The sequence below is a fragment of the Clostridium sp. CM74B_53 genome, from assembly GCF_036318045.1.
Classification (GTDB): Bacteria; Bacillota; Clostridia; order Lachnospirales; family Lachnospiraceae; genus Pilosibacter.
Genome location: NZ_JAWQDE010000002.1, coordinates 199,862 through 213,830, shown reverse-complemented (window position 1 = coordinate 213,830; position 13,969 = coordinate 199,862). Strand labels below are relative to the sequence as shown.

Sequence of the window (13,969 nt, the reverse complement as noted above, 5' to 3'; positions counted from 1 at the left end):
GTAAAATAAGGGCTTGCGGGCATTTTTCAGGTAAGATTCGGGAAAGACATTTCCGGAAAATGGTAAGACCGCAGCTATGAGGGGATGAAAACAATGAAAATGAGCAATAAATCAGCCGGCACAATGTTTGAGCGTGAATTTGCTGGGAAACTGGCAAAGAACCGTTTCTGGGTGCACCGATTTCAGGACAACAAAAACGGGCAGCCTTGTGATGTGATCGCAGCCAGGAACGGAAAAACATATCTCTTTGACTGCAAAGACTGTGCCGGCGCATTTCAGTTAAGCAGGGTGGAGGAAAACCAGTACAATGCAATGTATTTGTTTCACCTGACTGGAAACAGCCGCGGGATGTTTGCAGTCAGATATGATCCGGAAGTGATCTTTCTGGTTGACTATCAGGTCCTGAAAGATTTACAGGACAGGGGAGTCCGGTCGATTCCGCGCGTGGCTATGACACGATACGGTAGAACGCTGAATGACTGGCTTCAGGAATTAAACGATTCAGAGACAGGAGATGAGACAATTGATCATACAGATTGGCGCTGAGATCCGCATCAAAGATCCAACTCCACAGCTTAAAAAGTGGTGTGATGAGAATCTTGTGATCCGGAACCCGGAGTATGATGACCGGATGCGCCGGGGACTTTGGACCGGAAAGACACCGGAATACCTGTGGCTGTTCCGGGTGGATGGTCAGGATCTGGTGGTTCCGACCGGGACCGGAAAGGAGATCCGGAAGTTTTTAACAGAGCAGGACCCGATTGAGATCCATCTTGCAGACCCGGCACATGTTCAGTACGATGGAGAGCTGCCGCTGTATGACTACCAGAGACCGGCGGTGGATGCGATGAAGGAACAGAGCTGCGGGATCCTGCAGGCACCTTGCGGATCCGGAAAAACACAGATGGGAATTGCACTGGCCGCGGAGCTCTGCGGGAAGACCTTATGGGTCACACATACCCAAGACCTTTTGAATCAGTCTTATGAGCGTGCAGCACAGTACTTCCCGAAGAGCACCCTGGGAAAGATCACAGCTGGGGAGGTGATGATCGGCAGCCATATGACCTTCGCGACAGCTCAGACGCTTTGCAAGCTGGATCTTTCCAGATACGAATACGTATGGGATACCGTCATCGTGGATGAGTGTCACCGGCTCGCAGGGACGCCGACGCAGGTCACGATGTTTTATAAGATCTTGAACAGTCTGGCGGCGAGACACAAGTATGGGTTATCTGCCACAGTGCACCGGTCGGATGGGATGATCAGAAGCACATTTGCCGTTCTTGGACCGGTGGTGTACCGGGTGCCTGATGAGGCGGTTGCGGACAAGACCATGAAGGTCCGGATCTGTGAACGAAGCACGGGAGTAAAGGTCAATCGGTGCGTGCTGGATACGGACGGGACACTGGAGTATTCGAAGCTGATCCCGTATCTGATCAACTGCTCAGAGCGAAATGATCAGATTGTGAAGGATCTGAAAGACAATGCGGAACATTTTAATCTGGTTCTCTCGGATCGGCTGGAACATCTGAAGAATCTTATGGATCTGCTGCCAGAAGATCTCCGGATGCAGGCAGTGATGATCGACGGGAAGATGCAGAGCAAGAGCGGACGTCTGGCAAGAGAAAAGGCCATTGAAAATATGCGGAACGGGAAAAAGCACTTCCTCTTCGCTTCATATGGTCTTGCAAAAGAAGGATTGGATATCCCGCGTCTTGACCGGTTGTATCTTGTGACACCGAAGAAAGATTATGCGGTGGTCACCCAGTCTGTTGGCCGTATCGCACGGAACTTCGATGGAAAACAGGATGCGATCTGCTTTGACTATGTGGATGATATCCAGTTCTGCCAGAATCAGTTCAAGCGGAGAAAGACCCATTACAGAAAGGCAGGATGCATTTTATGACAAAACGTGAAAAACAGGCAGTCGAAGCGAAAGCAGCGTGGTGTGATTCGTACCTTTTCTATCAGAAATATCATGGGCATCCGGTGGAGCCTGGGATGTGGAAAGCAGCGACAGATGACTTTGCAGATATCCTTCAGAAAAATCACAATTCAACCATCTGCGCACGGCTGATGCTGGCGGCTTTCAGCTTATTGGAGGAAGAGTCGAGATGACAAAAACTAAGATCAATACAGGAGCAGCGGTGGAAAACCACAGACAGAAAGATCAGGGAAATGCATCACCGAAATGGATTGAGGCGATTCAGAGACAGGTAAAGATCGGCGATACGATCAATGTGAAAACAAATAAATGCTGCAGTGTCGATGAGGGAATGAGCGGCAAATCTGGTGTCTGGAGAAAAGGAACCGTGATCGGCATTTTCCGCAACTTTGTTCATGTACGCCTTCAGAGCGGTGTATGCGAAAGCGTTCTCTGGGCAGATATCATGAACAGCAGTATGGAGGATGAAGATGAAGAAGAATAACGATACGCCGAAGGAGCAGCCGGAGATCATGTGATCATCCAGACACGGCGTCACACCACACTGCATATCCACCATGAGTGTATGAGGACAGGGAGGCAGATGAATGAGAAAGGTTAAATTATTTCTGACGCCGCATATAGAAATCCGGATCCATGTGTCGGAGGAGATGGAAAGGGATTATGCGGAGTGCCAGAAGATGATGAAACGTGGCGAGGACTATGATTGCGATAGATGCAGTTGGGCAAACGTAAGCATTTACGGCACAGGAGCTTGCGAACTGAAAGGTCTGAAAGAACAGCTGGGAGGAATAAGCGGTGAGACTGACGGAAAAGAAAGATAGTGGTCATTGGTGCCTGCGGGACGTCCCGTGGTCCGACTTGAAGCCCGGCGTAGTGCTTACAGAAAAAGTCTGGGAAAAGCTCTATGGGGTGCTCTGGAAGTTGAAAGACTATGAGGATACCGGGCTGATGCCGAATGAAGTAACAGCGCTGAATGCGGAGACACAGAAGGAGGCGCGCAAGATGCTGGAGCGAGTCACAAAGCTCTCGGATGAGATTGAGCAGCTGAAGCATGGTGGCGATCCTGGTATAAAATTTTTCATCAACAAGGACGGAGTCGCAGACGTATATGACGATACCTATGACATCGTGATCCACTGCGAGAGCGAGGAAGATCAGAAGGATGCGAAAGAGGCACTGAAAGAGATCCGGCGGTGGATCCCGGTGACAGAAAAGCTTCCGGAACCAGAGACCTACATATTGGTTTCGTTTGATAATTTTACACTCCCGGATATTGCGACTTATAGAGTTGATGATGACGGCAGCGGAGCTTTTTACCCGGGTGATGAGGATTATACGTATCTTTCTGTGGGATTTTATGTGAATGCATGGATGCCATTGCCGGAGCCGTACAGGTCAGAGGTGGAAGAAAAGCTTGTTGCGGATACCGGATGGAAAGACCACTATAGGGGACGATTTGAAAAAGTTGAATAAGGTCAGGACGATTAAGAGCTACTGTTTCCGACATTAAAGTCGGGGACAGTAGTAAGATCAGAGACTTAAGTTATCCGGTTGCGGAGTTGATGACCTGTGTCAAATGTCCGGAGCCATATGAAGCAGGAAAGTAGGGGATAGACGATGGATCAGCGTAGAGCAGAAAACGAATTCAAGAAATCATTTCTCCGGTCATACCGGAGAATCAAAAGGAATGTTGCAGTCCTGTCCGATCAGATTGCAGAGTTAAGAGCAGCTAAGATGGGTGTCTCCTGCGGGATCGGGGACGGAATGCCGCACGCACATGCTGGGTCTGATCTGTCGGATTATGCAGCAAAACTTGATGAACTGATAAGAGAAATGAATCAGGAACGGTATCGGCTGGTGCGGGCCGCCGTGTTAATCAACAGGGCGATCGGTGAAGTCCCGGAAGGAATCGAACGGTACGTTCTCACGAAAAAGTATCTCCTTGGATGGGGATGGGAACGGATCGCCGATGGACTGGGATATTCTGTGAGATCTGTTTATTACATTCACGGCCGCGCCCTGCATAAGCTGCAGGTCCCTGAGGAATGGAAGAAAGAAACGGAGGAAGCATCATGAAAATTCGGTTATCGATGCAGGGAGCATCTTTGAACGTGGAAGTGTCCGACAAAAAGGCAATGGGCATTTATCGTGGATTGGCGGAAAGACTCCTGCTGCAGACAGGAGCGTCGGAGCCACAAACAGAAAAAGAAGAAGCCGAAAAGCCTCCAGCGAAGATCGTCCGGGAAGACGTGAACATGAAGGATGAACCCGAGGAGCGGAGTCCGTTCTCGCCGCTGATCAGGGTAGCGGAAGAAGCGCAGCATAATTTTCAAAACGCTATGTCAGGACTTGCTAATAGCCTCTCAGAAAATGAGCCAGAGCAGTATAGAGGATTCCTCCTGATCCGTTGCGAACATTGTGGAAAGATACGGGCGTACTGCAGTAATTATCCTGTTACATACCATAAATGTGAGTGCGGTCATAAAACAGATCTCCATGATTTGAAGCCGTTATATGCAAATTGTGAGTGCGGGCAAAGATTCTATTACCGCACCAATATTGAGGATCCGATGATTGATGTGAACTGCATTTCCTGCGGGGCACCGGTTGCTGTCGAGTGGAATGCGAAGAAAAAGCGTTATGGTACGATAAAGGAGCAGCTGTAAATATTATGGACGATGATTATTGCTATGAATGTACGGGATACGGCGATAACTATTATGAGGACAAGGAGGGCAATCTGGTATGTAGATGTCCGGGTTGCCCGATGAATTCGGACGAGGAGGAGTAGTAAAAATGGAATCACATGAATATAAACTGCTGCAAGAACGCCTTGAAAAAAAAATCCAGAACAATCCCTATAGTCGTACCAGCAACTTTAAAAGCGAAAAAGGTTATGAAGAGGGGATTCTTGCAGCCAAGAGTATTCTTCACAGCTATTATAAGCAAAACTCCGAGAGAAAGGAGCGAGAGTATGACAGAGAGTGAAGCGTTACAGGCCTTGAAGCTTGAGGGTGGTTTTGAAATATGTGGGCGGGCAACCAGAGTTGCAGAATTCCTCAAGGGATTGGATATCGCTGAAAAAGCCATTAAAAAGCAGGTCGAGATGCAGCCTATACGAGATTATAACAATGATATTAAAAAAAATTGGTGTTCCTGCCCGGCATGCAAAACAGGATTAGGATGGGAGCTTCGTATACAGAAAATGAAGTACTGTTATGACTGCGGACAGAAGTTAGACTGGAAGACAGGAGTGAAAAGCAAAGAGTAGGATGAGAGGACAAGTTGAATTGCCAGTATATGGTGATTATGTAGGACAAGCTATCAAAGAGATCCAGCGGTTCGCTCGAAATGGGATTCACCTATGTGTTCGATTCTCAGGCGGAAAGGATAGCGTCGTCCTTAAATGGCTGTTTGATCAAGCTGGAATCGAGTACACAGCGAGATTCAGCCCTACAACCGTAGATCCACCGGAGGCATTAGACTTTGTAAGGAAGTATCATAAAGATGTACTATGGGATATGCCCAGAATTGGGATGTTCCCGCTCATCATTAAAAAGGGATTTCCGCCGACAAGGATGTGCAGGTATTGCTGCCGGGAATTTAAGGAACGAAACACTTGTTCCAAAAACGCCGTGACATGCACAGGAGTGAGGCAAAAAGAAAGCCTTAAGCGGGCCAATAGAAGAAAGTATGAAATCTGCAGACTAGATGCAAAAGTGGGTTTCTTCAATCCGATCATAGATTGGACTGAAGAGCAGGTGTGGGCCGTTATAGATGATAATCATATTCCGTACTGCTGTACATATGATGAGGGATTTACACGCCTTGGTTGTGTTGGGTGTCCCCTTACATCAAGTAAGCAGATTATCAAAGAGTTCAGACGTTGGCCGAAATTCGAGAATGCCTATTATTTGGCATTTAAGCATATGCTGGAAGGACGTCATTTTGATAAATGGAAAACAGCAGCAGATGTCATGGAGTGGTACATTTATGGATCTGAGGCACGGTATAAGCAGCTTGAGGCGAAAGGGGTAGAAGGACAAATGGGTTTTCCAATAAATCAAATGTATGAGGACGATAGCTTTGGCCATCCGACATGCTATCAGGATTGGAGAGATGTCGCTGATGCTAAGAGAATATTGCTAAATGAGTAGAAATAAAAACTGGAGGATATCATGAGCGATAAAAAAGATAAGGATATCAAGAACTTTATAATCAATTATGAGGACGGGACAAGTAAAACCGTAGAAAAAGGATTTTTCTGTGAGATGCGGGAAAATGAGGACGGCAGCGGAAATCTCATCTTCAACATGGTCGATGTGCAGGGAGAGGAACTTGAGAGAATTGTAACAGGCTGCATCTATCTTGGAGAAAATCTGGGAATGTTTAAGAGAGGGAACGGAAGAGAGGGAACGGAAAATGAAGAAGACTAAACTGTACAGAAATGGTGAAGGGTACATAGATAAAACACCGGGAGACGCAATCCGGGCTGCCAAGCGGGAGCCGGAGAACGTGATCCAGTTCCGGCGGATGCTCAAAGCGATGGGAATTATTTTTCATCTGAAGATCCTTGGCAAAGTGGTACTGGTTGATGAGAATGGAGATCGGTGGTGAGAGGATGATTTGGAAGGCGATAAAGGCAATTACAGCGGTATGTTGTTGGATGACTGCGTATTATTATGCGAATAAGCGGGACACAGCACGTACAATCTATTTCAGCATGATGGCGGTTGCAATAAACATTGCGTTGTAAAATGATGGGGAACCTAAACAGGTTCCCCATCATCAGAGTCATCCGGATCCCGGCAGAGCTCATCCAGGGAGACACCGAGGGCATCAGCCAGTTTGATCATTGTAGAGACCCGGCCATCGTTCCGGACCTCCAGTTCCTGGATCGTGCGGCGTGGAACACCGGATAATTCTGCGAGTGCCGGAACAGAGAGCTTCCGGGCTTTACGGATTTCTTTTAGACGCATGATAATACCTCCAGATTTTTGGAATTACGTCGGCAAGGACGAACACCGACGCGCAGATCGTGAAGAGGCAGGACACGATGGACCAGCCGGATCCGATTGCGAAAAGCACGGAAAACAACAGGAATAACGTATGAAAGCGGATTCTCATTTTACATTTTCAACCGAATGTGGTAAGATGATTTTGAGGAGGGGAGATCTCTCTCCCCTGTTCTTACTTGAGCGCCTTTATCAATTCTGCTATGGATAAGATCAATGTTGCGGTGGCCGCCACAGCTTCGATCATCAGATTGATGAGGCGTTCTTGCTTTTTCCTCTTTTTCTTTCCCATTCGGTTACCTCCTTTCCTTTTGATAATATAAATATGTGCTGGTCAAGTAAAAAGCACATAAAAGTGTGCGATTTCTGCATAAAGTGGTCCATGTTTGCATTGTTTTGCAGTAGTTACCTGTGATATGATTATAATAGATTTTGAGGCACCCGAGATGAGGTGCCTTTCTTTTATTCTTATTGATTGCAAATCGTACATGTTTTTGTGTATAATAAGAAAAAAAGGAAGAAGAGGCGACGATATGACATATTGGTTTTCAGTGCCAGAACATATAATAGCAGTACTAATGATTATGCTTATCATAATAATTGCTGAAGGAATTGTGATTTCTAAACTTTCAAAACAGAGAAAAAAGCTGGAAGGGGCGGACAAGATAGAAAATACCATTGAAGGTTTTAGAGCCTTTTGGGGAGAATTTATAATTTATGTATTAGCAACAAGCATTATTGGAATTTTTATAGTAAGCATAGTGAAAAGAGACAATGTTACCTTGGCGGACATAAATAGTTGGGTCAGTATTGTGTTGGGCTTGGTTGCTTTGATTGTAGGAATAATATCACTGTGGTTAAGTTTTTACAATGTTGATCAGGCTAATAAGTCGCAGCGTGCAATTGAGAAAACTGCAGATGTCATAAAAAATGGTAAATATGCATGGCAAATGGAAGATGGAGAATGGTGCTATTTTGATGCGGATGGAAAAATGGTGAGGAATGAATGGAAAAAAAGCGGAAATAATTGGTATCATTTAGGATTTGATGGATATATTGAAAGAAACAAATTCATTTTTGAGAATGGTAATATATATTATGTGGACGAAAAAGGAATCAGAGTAAATAATACATTTATAGAAATTGATGGGAAAAAGAGATATTTGGGAGAAGATGGAAAAGCTTTTATGAATGGCAGATTAGTAATCGATGGCAAGATACATGAATTTGAGAATGGAGTTTTGATAAAAACTTTGAATTGAATATGTAAAAAGATGTTGGGAGCCACCACCGCGTGGCTCTTTTCTTTTACCCAAAACCGACGAATCGGAGGTGATGAGCATGGCCAGAGCGCCGGATCCGAGAATTGAAAAGGCGAAGGCCATGTACCTGGAAGGTATGAAATTAGTTGAGATTGCAAGTCAACTAAATCTGCCGGAGGGAACGGTCCGCCGATGGAAGTCCACACATAAGTGGGAAAACGAACGCTCGGATAAGAAAAGCGAACGTTCGGAAAAACGAAAGCGCGGCGCGCAGCCGGGGAACAAGAATAGCTCTGGTGGTCCGCCTGGGAATAAGAAAGCAGTTACTACGGGAGAGTTTGAGACTCTCCTTTTTGATTGTCTGGAACCGGAGGAGCGGCGGCTGGCACAGGCAGTTCCGGAAGATAAAGAGACGCTGCTCATGCAGGAGATCCAGCTTCTTACGGTTCGGGAACGCCGGATGCTGAAGCGGATCGACCTTCTGAGACAGTCTCCGGATGATTCCGAGGAGGTCTCCGGAGACGAGACAGGGATGACTGTTGTGAGTCATAAAATGGGAATCGATAAGGACAAAGATACAGATCTTCGTGAATATCAGGGGAAGCTGGGGCAGATCCAGCACATTGAGGAAGCCTTAACCAGAGTTCAGGCAAGAAAACAGGCTGCAATCGATGCGCTGCACCGTTATGGTGTGGATGATGCACGCCTGGAGATCGAGATGATGAAGCTTGACCTGGCGGCACTGAAACTTGGCGGTCAGGAGCAGGAGATCGAAGATGACGGATTCCTTGATGCACTGAATGTAGAGTCTGATACGCTTTGGGGTGATGTCGATGGAGATTAAGGATCGTATCGCCGATATGCGTGACAAGCTTCAGAAGATGAAGTCACAGCGAGGGATTCTGACGAAGGTTCAGATATTCAAGTTCCAGCCGTTTTCCAGAAGACAGAAGCAGGTTCTTACCTGGTGGATGCCGGGGAGCCCTGTGAAAGATTATGATGGCATTATTGCGGACGGTGCGATCCGATCGGGAAAAACGGTCTGTATGTCATTGTCCTTCGTATTCTGGGCGATGGAGAACTTCAATGGTCAGAACTTCGCCATGTGCGGCAAGACGATCGGTTCCTTCCGGAGAAACGTTCTATTCTGGCTGAAGCTGATGCTCAAGAGCCGAGGGTATAAGGTTGCGGATCATCGGGCCGATAATTTGGTTGAAATCACCCGAAAGAATGTCACGAACTACTTTTACATCTTCGGTGGTAAGGACGAACGTAGCCAGGACCTGATTCAGGGTATCACTCTGGCGGGGGTATTCTGCGATGAGGTTGCGCTGATGCCGGAGAGCTTCGTTAACCAGGCAACAGGACGTTGCTCGGTGACAGGATCCAAGTACTGGTTTAACTGCAACCCGGACGGACCATATCATTGGTTCAAGGTCAATTGGATCGACAAGGCGATCGGATACCTCGGAAAGAAGAAGGAAGCCAGGCTGCAGCAAGAAGCCACCGCGAAAGGCACAGAGCTGAACCTCAAGAAACTCCTGTATGTGCATTTCACGATGGACGATAACCTGAGCCTGTCAGAAGCGATCAAAGCCAGATATCGTAGCATGTACAGCGGCGTGTTCTTTAAGCGTTACATCGAAGGACTCTGGGCGATGGCTGAAGGGATCATCTATGACATGTTTGATCCGGACAGAAATGTGGTGGACGCAGAAGCTATTGCGGCGGAATACCGGAAGAAAACCGGACGGGAGTTCTGGATCGGCGACAAATATGTCAGCTGTGACTATGGTACCCAGAACCCGACGGCGTTCCTGCTGTGGAGCAAGGGAGCTGATAACAAGTGGTACTGCCGTAGGGAGTATTATTATTCCGGACGCGATAAAGGGCAGCAGAAGACAGACAAAGAATTTGCTGAAGATCTGACGGCGTGGCTATCCGGAGAAAAGATCCGGACGGTGATCCTGGACCCGGCGGCGGCATCTTTTAAGACACAGTTAGAAAAAGATGGTTACAAAGTAAAGAAAGCGAAAAATGATGTTTTGGATGGGATCCGTTTTGTGGCAACCTTGCTGCTTTCGGGTTCTATTTTTATTGATGCATCCTGCGAGAACCTGCTGAAGGAATTTGCTTCTTACATCTGGGATGCAAAAGCCGGAGACCGCGGGGAGGATAAGCCGGTGAAGGAGCATGATCACGCGCTCGATGCTCTCCGCTATTTTTGCTACACGATCATTCGCGGAGTTGGTGGCATGAAGATTTTAAAGTGAGGTGAGGAAACATGGACATTGAAGTAATTAAGAAGCTGATCCGAAAATATCAGAGTGGGCATACGGATTTTGTGAGGCAAGCTGAAAAGGCGAAGGCTTACTATCGGAATGAGACGGATATTATGTTCCCACCGCTGAAGGAGAAGCAGGAGAAGAACGAGAAGCCGCTACGGAATGCAGACAACCGGATTCCATTCAACTTCCACGGTTTGCTGGTTAACCAGAAGGCATCGTATATGTTTGCGGCACCTCCGATTTTTGATCTTGGAAACAAGGATGCGAACAAAAAGTTAACACAGTTTCTTGGGGATAAATATCCGAAAGTGTGTAAAGACCTGTGCATTGAGGCATCGAACTGTACGGTCGCATGGCTGCATGTCTGGAAGGATGGGAAAGGTGCATGGAAGTATGCGGTAGTTCCGGCAGAACAGATCATTCCGGTATGGACGAGTGATTTGGAAAAGGAGCTTTCTGGCGTGTTTCGGAGTTATCAGAGCATCGATGAGGAAACCGGTGACAGGTATACCGTTTACGAGTACTGGAACGATAAAGAATGCACGGCATACCGGCTAAAAGCGGGAGACGAGCTGGATCAGCTGATTCCGTATCAGATGTTTCTGGTTGATCCGGAGCTGTGTGAATATTCGGATTGCTATCAGCACGGAGTCGGGGAGGTGCCATTCTTCCCGTTCTTTAACAATAACATCGACACAGACGATCTGAAGAACATCAAGCCGCTGATCGATACTTACTGTAAGGTGTTCAGCGGTTTCGTAAATGATCTGGAAGACATTCAGGAAGTGATTTTTGTTCTGACCAATTATGGAGGCGAGGATCTGGGGCAGTTTCTTCGGGACCTCAAGGATTACAAAGCAATCCAGATCGAGAGCGACGGAGATGGGGATCATTCCGGCGTTTCAACATTAACAATTGAGCTGCCGGTAGAAGCCAGAGAAAAGCTTCTGGAAATTACAAGAAAATGTATTTTCGAACAGGGCATGGGTATCGATCCGGATCCGCAGAACTTCGGAAACAGTTCCGGAGTTGCGCTGCAGTTCCTGTATTCCCTTCTGGAGCAGAAAGCCGGCTTGCAGGAAACGGAGTTCCGTTTAGGCTTCGGACGGTTCATCCGCTGCATCTGCCGGCTTCAGGAGATCAAGATCAAAGACGGCACGATCGTGCAGACCTGGACGAGGACCAGTGTAAAGAATGATCAGGAGTTATCCCAGATCGCATCTCAGAGCAAAGGAACCATCTCTGATGAGACGATCGTCAGCCACCACCCGTGGGTAGATGATCCTGAGAAAGAAATGGATCTTTTGAAGGAACAGGAAGAAAGCTCAGCGGCAGATATCTCGGACATGTTCCCGAAAGAAGGTGCATCGGGTGATGAAGGCGGTGATGCGTGATGTCCTACTGGGAGCAACGCCAGGAAGAAGCATACAAGGCCGGAGAGATGCAGGTAAATCAGTATTTCATGCGACTGGAGAAAGCATTTAATCAGGCGAAACGGGAGCTTCAGAAGACCGTGGAGAGCTTTTACTGGCGATATGCGAAGGAGAATGGGCTGACGTATTCAGAAGCCCAGAAACGGCTCGATAAAGCGGAACTGGGAGAATTGAAGGACTTCGTTGAGAAGGCTATGAACAACATCGGGAAATATAACCAGGATGTCAACAACATGTCCATCAAGGCCCGGATGACCCGCTATCAGACATTGGAAGCGCAGGTGGACGCGATCCTCCGGGAACTGTATGCTGTGGAGTATGAGGCAGAAGGGACACGGACGATGCAGGAGGTGTACGGCGATACCTATTACCGAACCTGGTATAACATCGATCAGTACCATGGCTTTCATGCCGAGTTCGCCCAGATTGAGCCGAGAACGATTGAGCAGCTGATCAAATATCCATTCAATGGCGCCAACTTCTCATCCAGACTCTGGAAGCAGAAAGAGCACCTGCAGTCTCAGCTCATGGAATCGCTTACAACTATGATGGTCCAAGGAGCATCCCCGCAGAAGCTGGCCGGAGAGTTCGCTAAGAAGATGCAGTCAAAGAAGGCGGATGCGTACCGGCTCCTGCACACAGAGAGCTCATTCCTGATGAGTGAGGCAACTCACGCCGGGTATAAAGAGGACGGCGTGGAGCAATATGAGATTCTGGCCACGCTGGACAGTAAGACCTGCGGTGTTTGCGGGAAGCTGGACGGGAAGATCTATTTTGTTTCGGAAGCGGTGGCAGGAAAGAACATGCCGCCGTTCCATCCGTGCTGCCGATGCACGGATGTTCCGTATTACCCGGATACCCCGACGGAGGGAATGAAGCGGGCCGCCAGGGATAAAGATGGCAACAACATCGAAGTGCCGGAGAGTATGACGTATGAGGAATGGAAGAAGAAATATTTAAATGCAGGTCTTCAGCCGGTTGTAACACCGCAGGAAGAGGCGGCGAATGGTCAGATAGAACTTTTGAAAAAGTATGGCAATCTGACCAACATCATGTTCACTGGCACTGCTGAAGATATGACCAGATGGAGCGAATTGCAGAAGATATCGGGCAAAACGGAAAAGGAACTCTTATCTGAAATGTCGAAGAGTGCCGATAACTGGGAATCTATTTTGAAAATGCAGTCGGAAACGACAATGAAACCGTTTGTTAATCAGTTGCTGGAAGCTGCAACAGATACAGAGCTTGGAGCCTTGCGCACATGGAGCGGTGGATCTTATGTAAATATCAATCGCTATCTAAGATACGGAATCAATGTTGATCCTATTTCCAAAAAGGCGGCAAAGGACATTGAGGCGGTGCTTGGCAAGGTCACGACACAAAAAGAGATCATTGTGAAGCGAGGAACCGGAACAAGAGAGATTTTTGAAAAAATGACTGGTGACTGGAAAAAGGATCCGAGTGTTTTAGTAGGACAGAAGTTTTCGGATAAAGGATTTACCGCCACTTCGCCAATGAAAGAAGGCGGTTTTAGCGGCGCTGGCAAAGGCAACGCTGAATTGTTTATAAGGGTGCCCAAAGGGACACATGGGGCGTATATCGCGCACGAAGCTTTTAACGAGGAAGAAAAAGAATTCCTCTTGCAAAGAGGGTATTCTTATAGGATAATTAAGGCAGAATACAGAGTAAATCCGCGTATTCCAGAAGATAAGGATTTAAAAGTATGGTGTGAGGTGATATCAAATGAGTGAGTATTCCTGGGATAATCCTAAGTTGCAGTTAATTTGTGGACAATGCCATTTGAAAGATAAAGATCCTAAATTATGTCATGGTGTTGAACCACCGATAGAAAAAACATTTATTCCAGAGTCCACAAGTGATTGTTTCTTTATTCGCGAATCATATTGGCAGCGAATACCGGAGGAACAGAAAGAGGGATTTAAGGAAGATATACGGGAAAGAAGCGAAAGATATTATTCGAGGATAAAAAAGAAGTCAGAGTAAACATTATTTGCAGTGTGAG

At 47.1% G+C, this 13,969-nt stretch carries 20 protein-coding genes; 19 read left to right on the top strand and 1 reads right to left on the bottom strand.

What is annotated here, in order from left to right; genetic code table 11:
- Positions 1-93 precede the first annotated feature (93 nt).
- From V2546_RS02500 to V2546_RS02440, 13 genes are all read left to right on the top strand, one after another.
- Positions 94-546: a hypothetical protein gene (locus tag V2546_RS02500; RefSeq protein WP_329751475.1), complete on the top strand. Its 453-nt coding sequence runs from the start codon at positions 94-96 to the stop codon at positions 544-546.
- Entirely contained in the window at positions 524-1,906 is a 1,383-nt protein-coding gene (locus V2546_RS02495) for a DEAD/DEAH box helicase (protein ID WP_329751474.1), read from the top strand. Before V2546_RS02500 ends, V2546_RS02495 begins: the two co-directional genes overlap by 23 nt.
- Positions 1,903-2,118: a hypothetical protein gene (locus tag V2546_RS02490; RefSeq protein ID WP_329751473.1), complete on the top strand. Its 216-nt coding sequence runs from the start codon at positions 1,903-1,905 to the stop codon at positions 2,116-2,118. Before V2546_RS02495 ends, V2546_RS02490 begins: the two co-directional genes overlap by 4 nt.
- Positions 2,115-2,429 (top strand): hypothetical protein, encoded by a 315-nt coding sequence (locus V2546_RS02485; protein ID WP_329751472.1) that lies wholly within the window; start codon positions 2,115-2,117, stop codon positions 2,427-2,429. Before V2546_RS02490 ends, V2546_RS02485 begins: the two co-directional genes overlap by 4 nt.
- Before the next feature lie 103 nt (positions 2,430-2,532).
- Entirely contained in the window at positions 2,533-2,769 is a 237-nt protein-coding gene (locus tag V2546_RS02480) for a hypothetical protein (RefSeq protein WP_329751471.1), read from the top strand.
- Positions 2,744-3,421: a DUF551 domain-containing protein gene (locus tag V2546_RS02475; RefSeq protein WP_329751470.1), complete on the top strand. Its 678-nt coding sequence runs from the start codon at positions 2,744-2,746 to the stop codon at positions 3,419-3,421. The genes V2546_RS02480 and V2546_RS02475 overlap by 26 nt, the downstream gene beginning before the upstream one ends.
- Before the next feature lie 144 nt (positions 3,422-3,565).
- On the top strand, positions 3,566-4,024 hold the full coding sequence (locus V2546_RS02470; protein ID WP_329751469.1) for a hypothetical protein: 459 nt from the start codon (positions 3,566-3,568) through the stop codon (positions 4,022-4,024).
- The gene (locus V2546_RS02465; RefSeq protein ID WP_329751468.1) at positions 4,021-4,614 is read left to right on the top strand and encodes a hypothetical protein; all 594 of its coding nucleotides are present in this window, start codon (positions 4,021-4,023) and stop codon (positions 4,612-4,614) included. Before V2546_RS02470 ends, V2546_RS02465 begins: the two co-directional genes overlap by 4 nt.
- A 130-nt stretch (positions 4,615-4,744) precedes the next feature.
- On the top strand, positions 4,745-4,936 hold the full coding sequence (locus V2546_RS02460) for a hypothetical protein (protein WP_329751467.1): 192 nt from the start codon (positions 4,745-4,747) through the stop codon (positions 4,934-4,936).
- Complete coding sequence (locus V2546_RS02455) at positions 4,923-5,219, top strand: hypothetical protein (protein ID WP_329751466.1); 297 nt, start codon at positions 4,923-4,925, stop codon at positions 5,217-5,219. Before V2546_RS02460 ends, V2546_RS02455 begins: the two co-directional genes overlap by 14 nt.
- 1 nt (position 5,220) lies before the next feature.
- Complete coding sequence (locus tag V2546_RS02450; RefSeq protein WP_329751465.1) at positions 5,221-6,105, top strand: phosphoadenosine phosphosulfate reductase family protein; 885 nt, start codon at positions 5,221-5,223, stop codon at positions 6,103-6,105.
- A gap of 21 nt (positions 6,106-6,126) precedes the next feature.
- Entirely contained in the window at positions 6,127-6,384 is a 258-nt protein-coding gene (locus V2546_RS02445) for a hypothetical protein (RefSeq protein ID WP_329751464.1), read from the top strand.
- Positions 6,371-6,565 (top strand): hypothetical protein, encoded by a 195-nt coding sequence (locus V2546_RS02440; RefSeq protein ID WP_329751463.1) that lies wholly within the window; start codon positions 6,371-6,373, stop codon positions 6,563-6,565. Before V2546_RS02445 ends, V2546_RS02440 begins: the two co-directional genes overlap by 14 nt.
- A 152-nt stretch (positions 6,566-6,717) precedes the next feature.
- On the opposite strand, the gene V2546_RS02435 is transcribed toward V2546_RS02440, so the two are convergent.
- Positions 6,718-6,927, bottom strand: coding sequence for a helix-turn-helix domain-containing protein (locus V2546_RS02435; RefSeq protein ID WP_118514410.1), 210 nt, complete (start codon positions 6,925-6,927; stop codon positions 6,718-6,720).
- A 569-nt stretch (positions 6,928-7,496) separates the two neighbouring features.
- Between V2546_RS02435 and V2546_RS02430 the strand changes: the two genes are divergently transcribed.
- From V2546_RS02430 to V2546_RS02405, 6 genes are all read left to right on the top strand, one after another.
- Positions 7,497-8,225 carry a hypothetical protein gene (locus V2546_RS02430; RefSeq protein WP_329751462.1) on the top strand — a complete coding sequence of 243 codons (729 nt, stop codon included), beginning with the start codon at positions 7,497-7,499 and terminating at the stop codon, positions 8,223-8,225.
- 79 nt (positions 8,226-8,304) lie between these two features.
- Positions 8,305-9,069 (top strand): phage terminase small subunit, encoded by a 765-nt coding sequence (gene terS, locus V2546_RS02425; protein WP_329751461.1) that lies wholly within the window; start codon positions 8,305-8,307, stop codon positions 9,067-9,069.
- On the top strand, positions 9,059-10,498 hold the full coding sequence (locus tag V2546_RS02420) for a PBSX family phage terminase large subunit (protein ID WP_329751460.1): 1,440 nt from the start codon (positions 9,059-9,061) through the stop codon (positions 10,496-10,498). Before terS ends, V2546_RS02420 begins: the two co-directional genes overlap by 11 nt.
- Positions 10,499-10,509: 11 nt before the next feature.
- On the top strand, positions 10,510-11,907 hold the full coding sequence (locus V2546_RS02415; protein WP_329751459.1) for a phage portal protein: 1,398 nt from the start codon (positions 10,510-10,512) through the stop codon (positions 11,905-11,907).
- Positions 11,907-13,697, top strand: coding sequence for a minor capsid protein (locus V2546_RS02410; protein WP_329751458.1), 1,791 nt, complete (start codon positions 11,907-11,909; stop codon positions 13,695-13,697). Before V2546_RS02415 ends, V2546_RS02410 begins: the two co-directional genes overlap by 1 nt.
- Positions 13,690-13,950 (top strand): hypothetical protein, encoded by a 261-nt coding sequence (locus V2546_RS02405; RefSeq protein WP_215702745.1) that lies wholly within the window; start codon positions 13,690-13,692, stop codon positions 13,948-13,950. The genes V2546_RS02410 and V2546_RS02405 overlap by 8 nt, the downstream gene beginning before the upstream one ends.
- Positions 13,951-13,969 lie beyond the last annotated feature (19 nt).

Coding starts and splice junctions, on each gene's coding strand:
- V2546_RS02490 (WP_329751473.1), top strand. CDS start 1,903: ATGACAAAACGTGAAAAACAGGCAGTCGAAGCGAAAGCAGCGTGGTGT.
- terS (WP_329751461.1), top strand. CDS start 8,305: ATGGCCAGAGCGCCGGATCCGAGAATTGAAAAGGCGAAGGCCATGTAC.
- V2546_RS02405 (WP_215702745.1), top strand. CDS start 13,690: ATGAGTGAGTATTCCTGGGATAATCCTAAGTTGCAGTTAATTTGTGGA.
- V2546_RS02470 (WP_329751469.1), top strand. CDS start 3,566: ATGGATCAGCGTAGAGCAGAAAACGAATTCAAGAAATCATTTCTCCGG.
- V2546_RS02465 (WP_329751468.1), top strand. CDS start 4,021: ATGAAAATTCGGTTATCGATGCAGGGAGCATCTTTGAACGTGGAAGTG.
- V2546_RS02500 (WP_329751475.1), top strand. CDS start 94: ATGAAAATGAGCAATAAATCAGCCGGCACAATGTTTGAGCGTGAATTT.
- V2546_RS02445 (WP_329751464.1), top strand. CDS start 6,127: ATGAGCGATAAAAAAGATAAGGATATCAAGAACTTTATAATCAATTAT.
- V2546_RS02435 (WP_118514410.1), bottom strand. CDS start 6,927: ATGCGTCTAAAAGAAATCCGTAAAGCCCGGAAGCTCTCTGTTCCGGCA.
- V2546_RS02430 (WP_329751462.1), top strand. CDS start 7,497: ATGACATATTGGTTTTCAGTGCCAGAACATATAATAGCAGTACTAATG.
- V2546_RS02415 (WP_329751459.1), top strand. CDS start 10,510: ATGGACATTGAAGTAATTAAGAAGCTGATCCGAAAATATCAGAGTGGG.
- V2546_RS02485 (WP_329751472.1), top strand. CDS start 2,115: ATGACAAAAACTAAGATCAATACAGGAGCAGCGGTGGAAAACCACAGA.
- V2546_RS02420 (WP_329751460.1), top strand. CDS start 9,059: ATGGAGATTAAGGATCGTATCGCCGATATGCGTGACAAGCTTCAGAAG.
- V2546_RS02455 (WP_329751466.1), top strand. CDS start 4,923: ATGACAGAGAGTGAAGCGTTACAGGCCTTGAAGCTTGAGGGTGGTTTT.
- V2546_RS02480 (WP_329751471.1), top strand. CDS start 2,533: ATGAGAAAGGTTAAATTATTTCTGACGCCGCATATAGAAATCCGGATC.
- V2546_RS02440 (WP_329751463.1), top strand. CDS start 6,371: ATGAAGAAGACTAAACTGTACAGAAATGGTGAAGGGTACATAGATAAA.
- V2546_RS02410 (WP_329751458.1), top strand. CDS start 11,907: ATGTCCTACTGGGAGCAACGCCAGGAAGAAGCATACAAGGCCGGAGAG.
- V2546_RS02450 (WP_329751465.1), top strand. CDS start 5,221: ATGAGAGGACAAGTTGAATTGCCAGTATATGGTGATTATGTAGGACAA.
- V2546_RS02460 (WP_329751467.1), top strand. CDS start 4,745: ATGGAATCACATGAATATAAACTGCTGCAAGAACGCCTTGAAAAAAAA.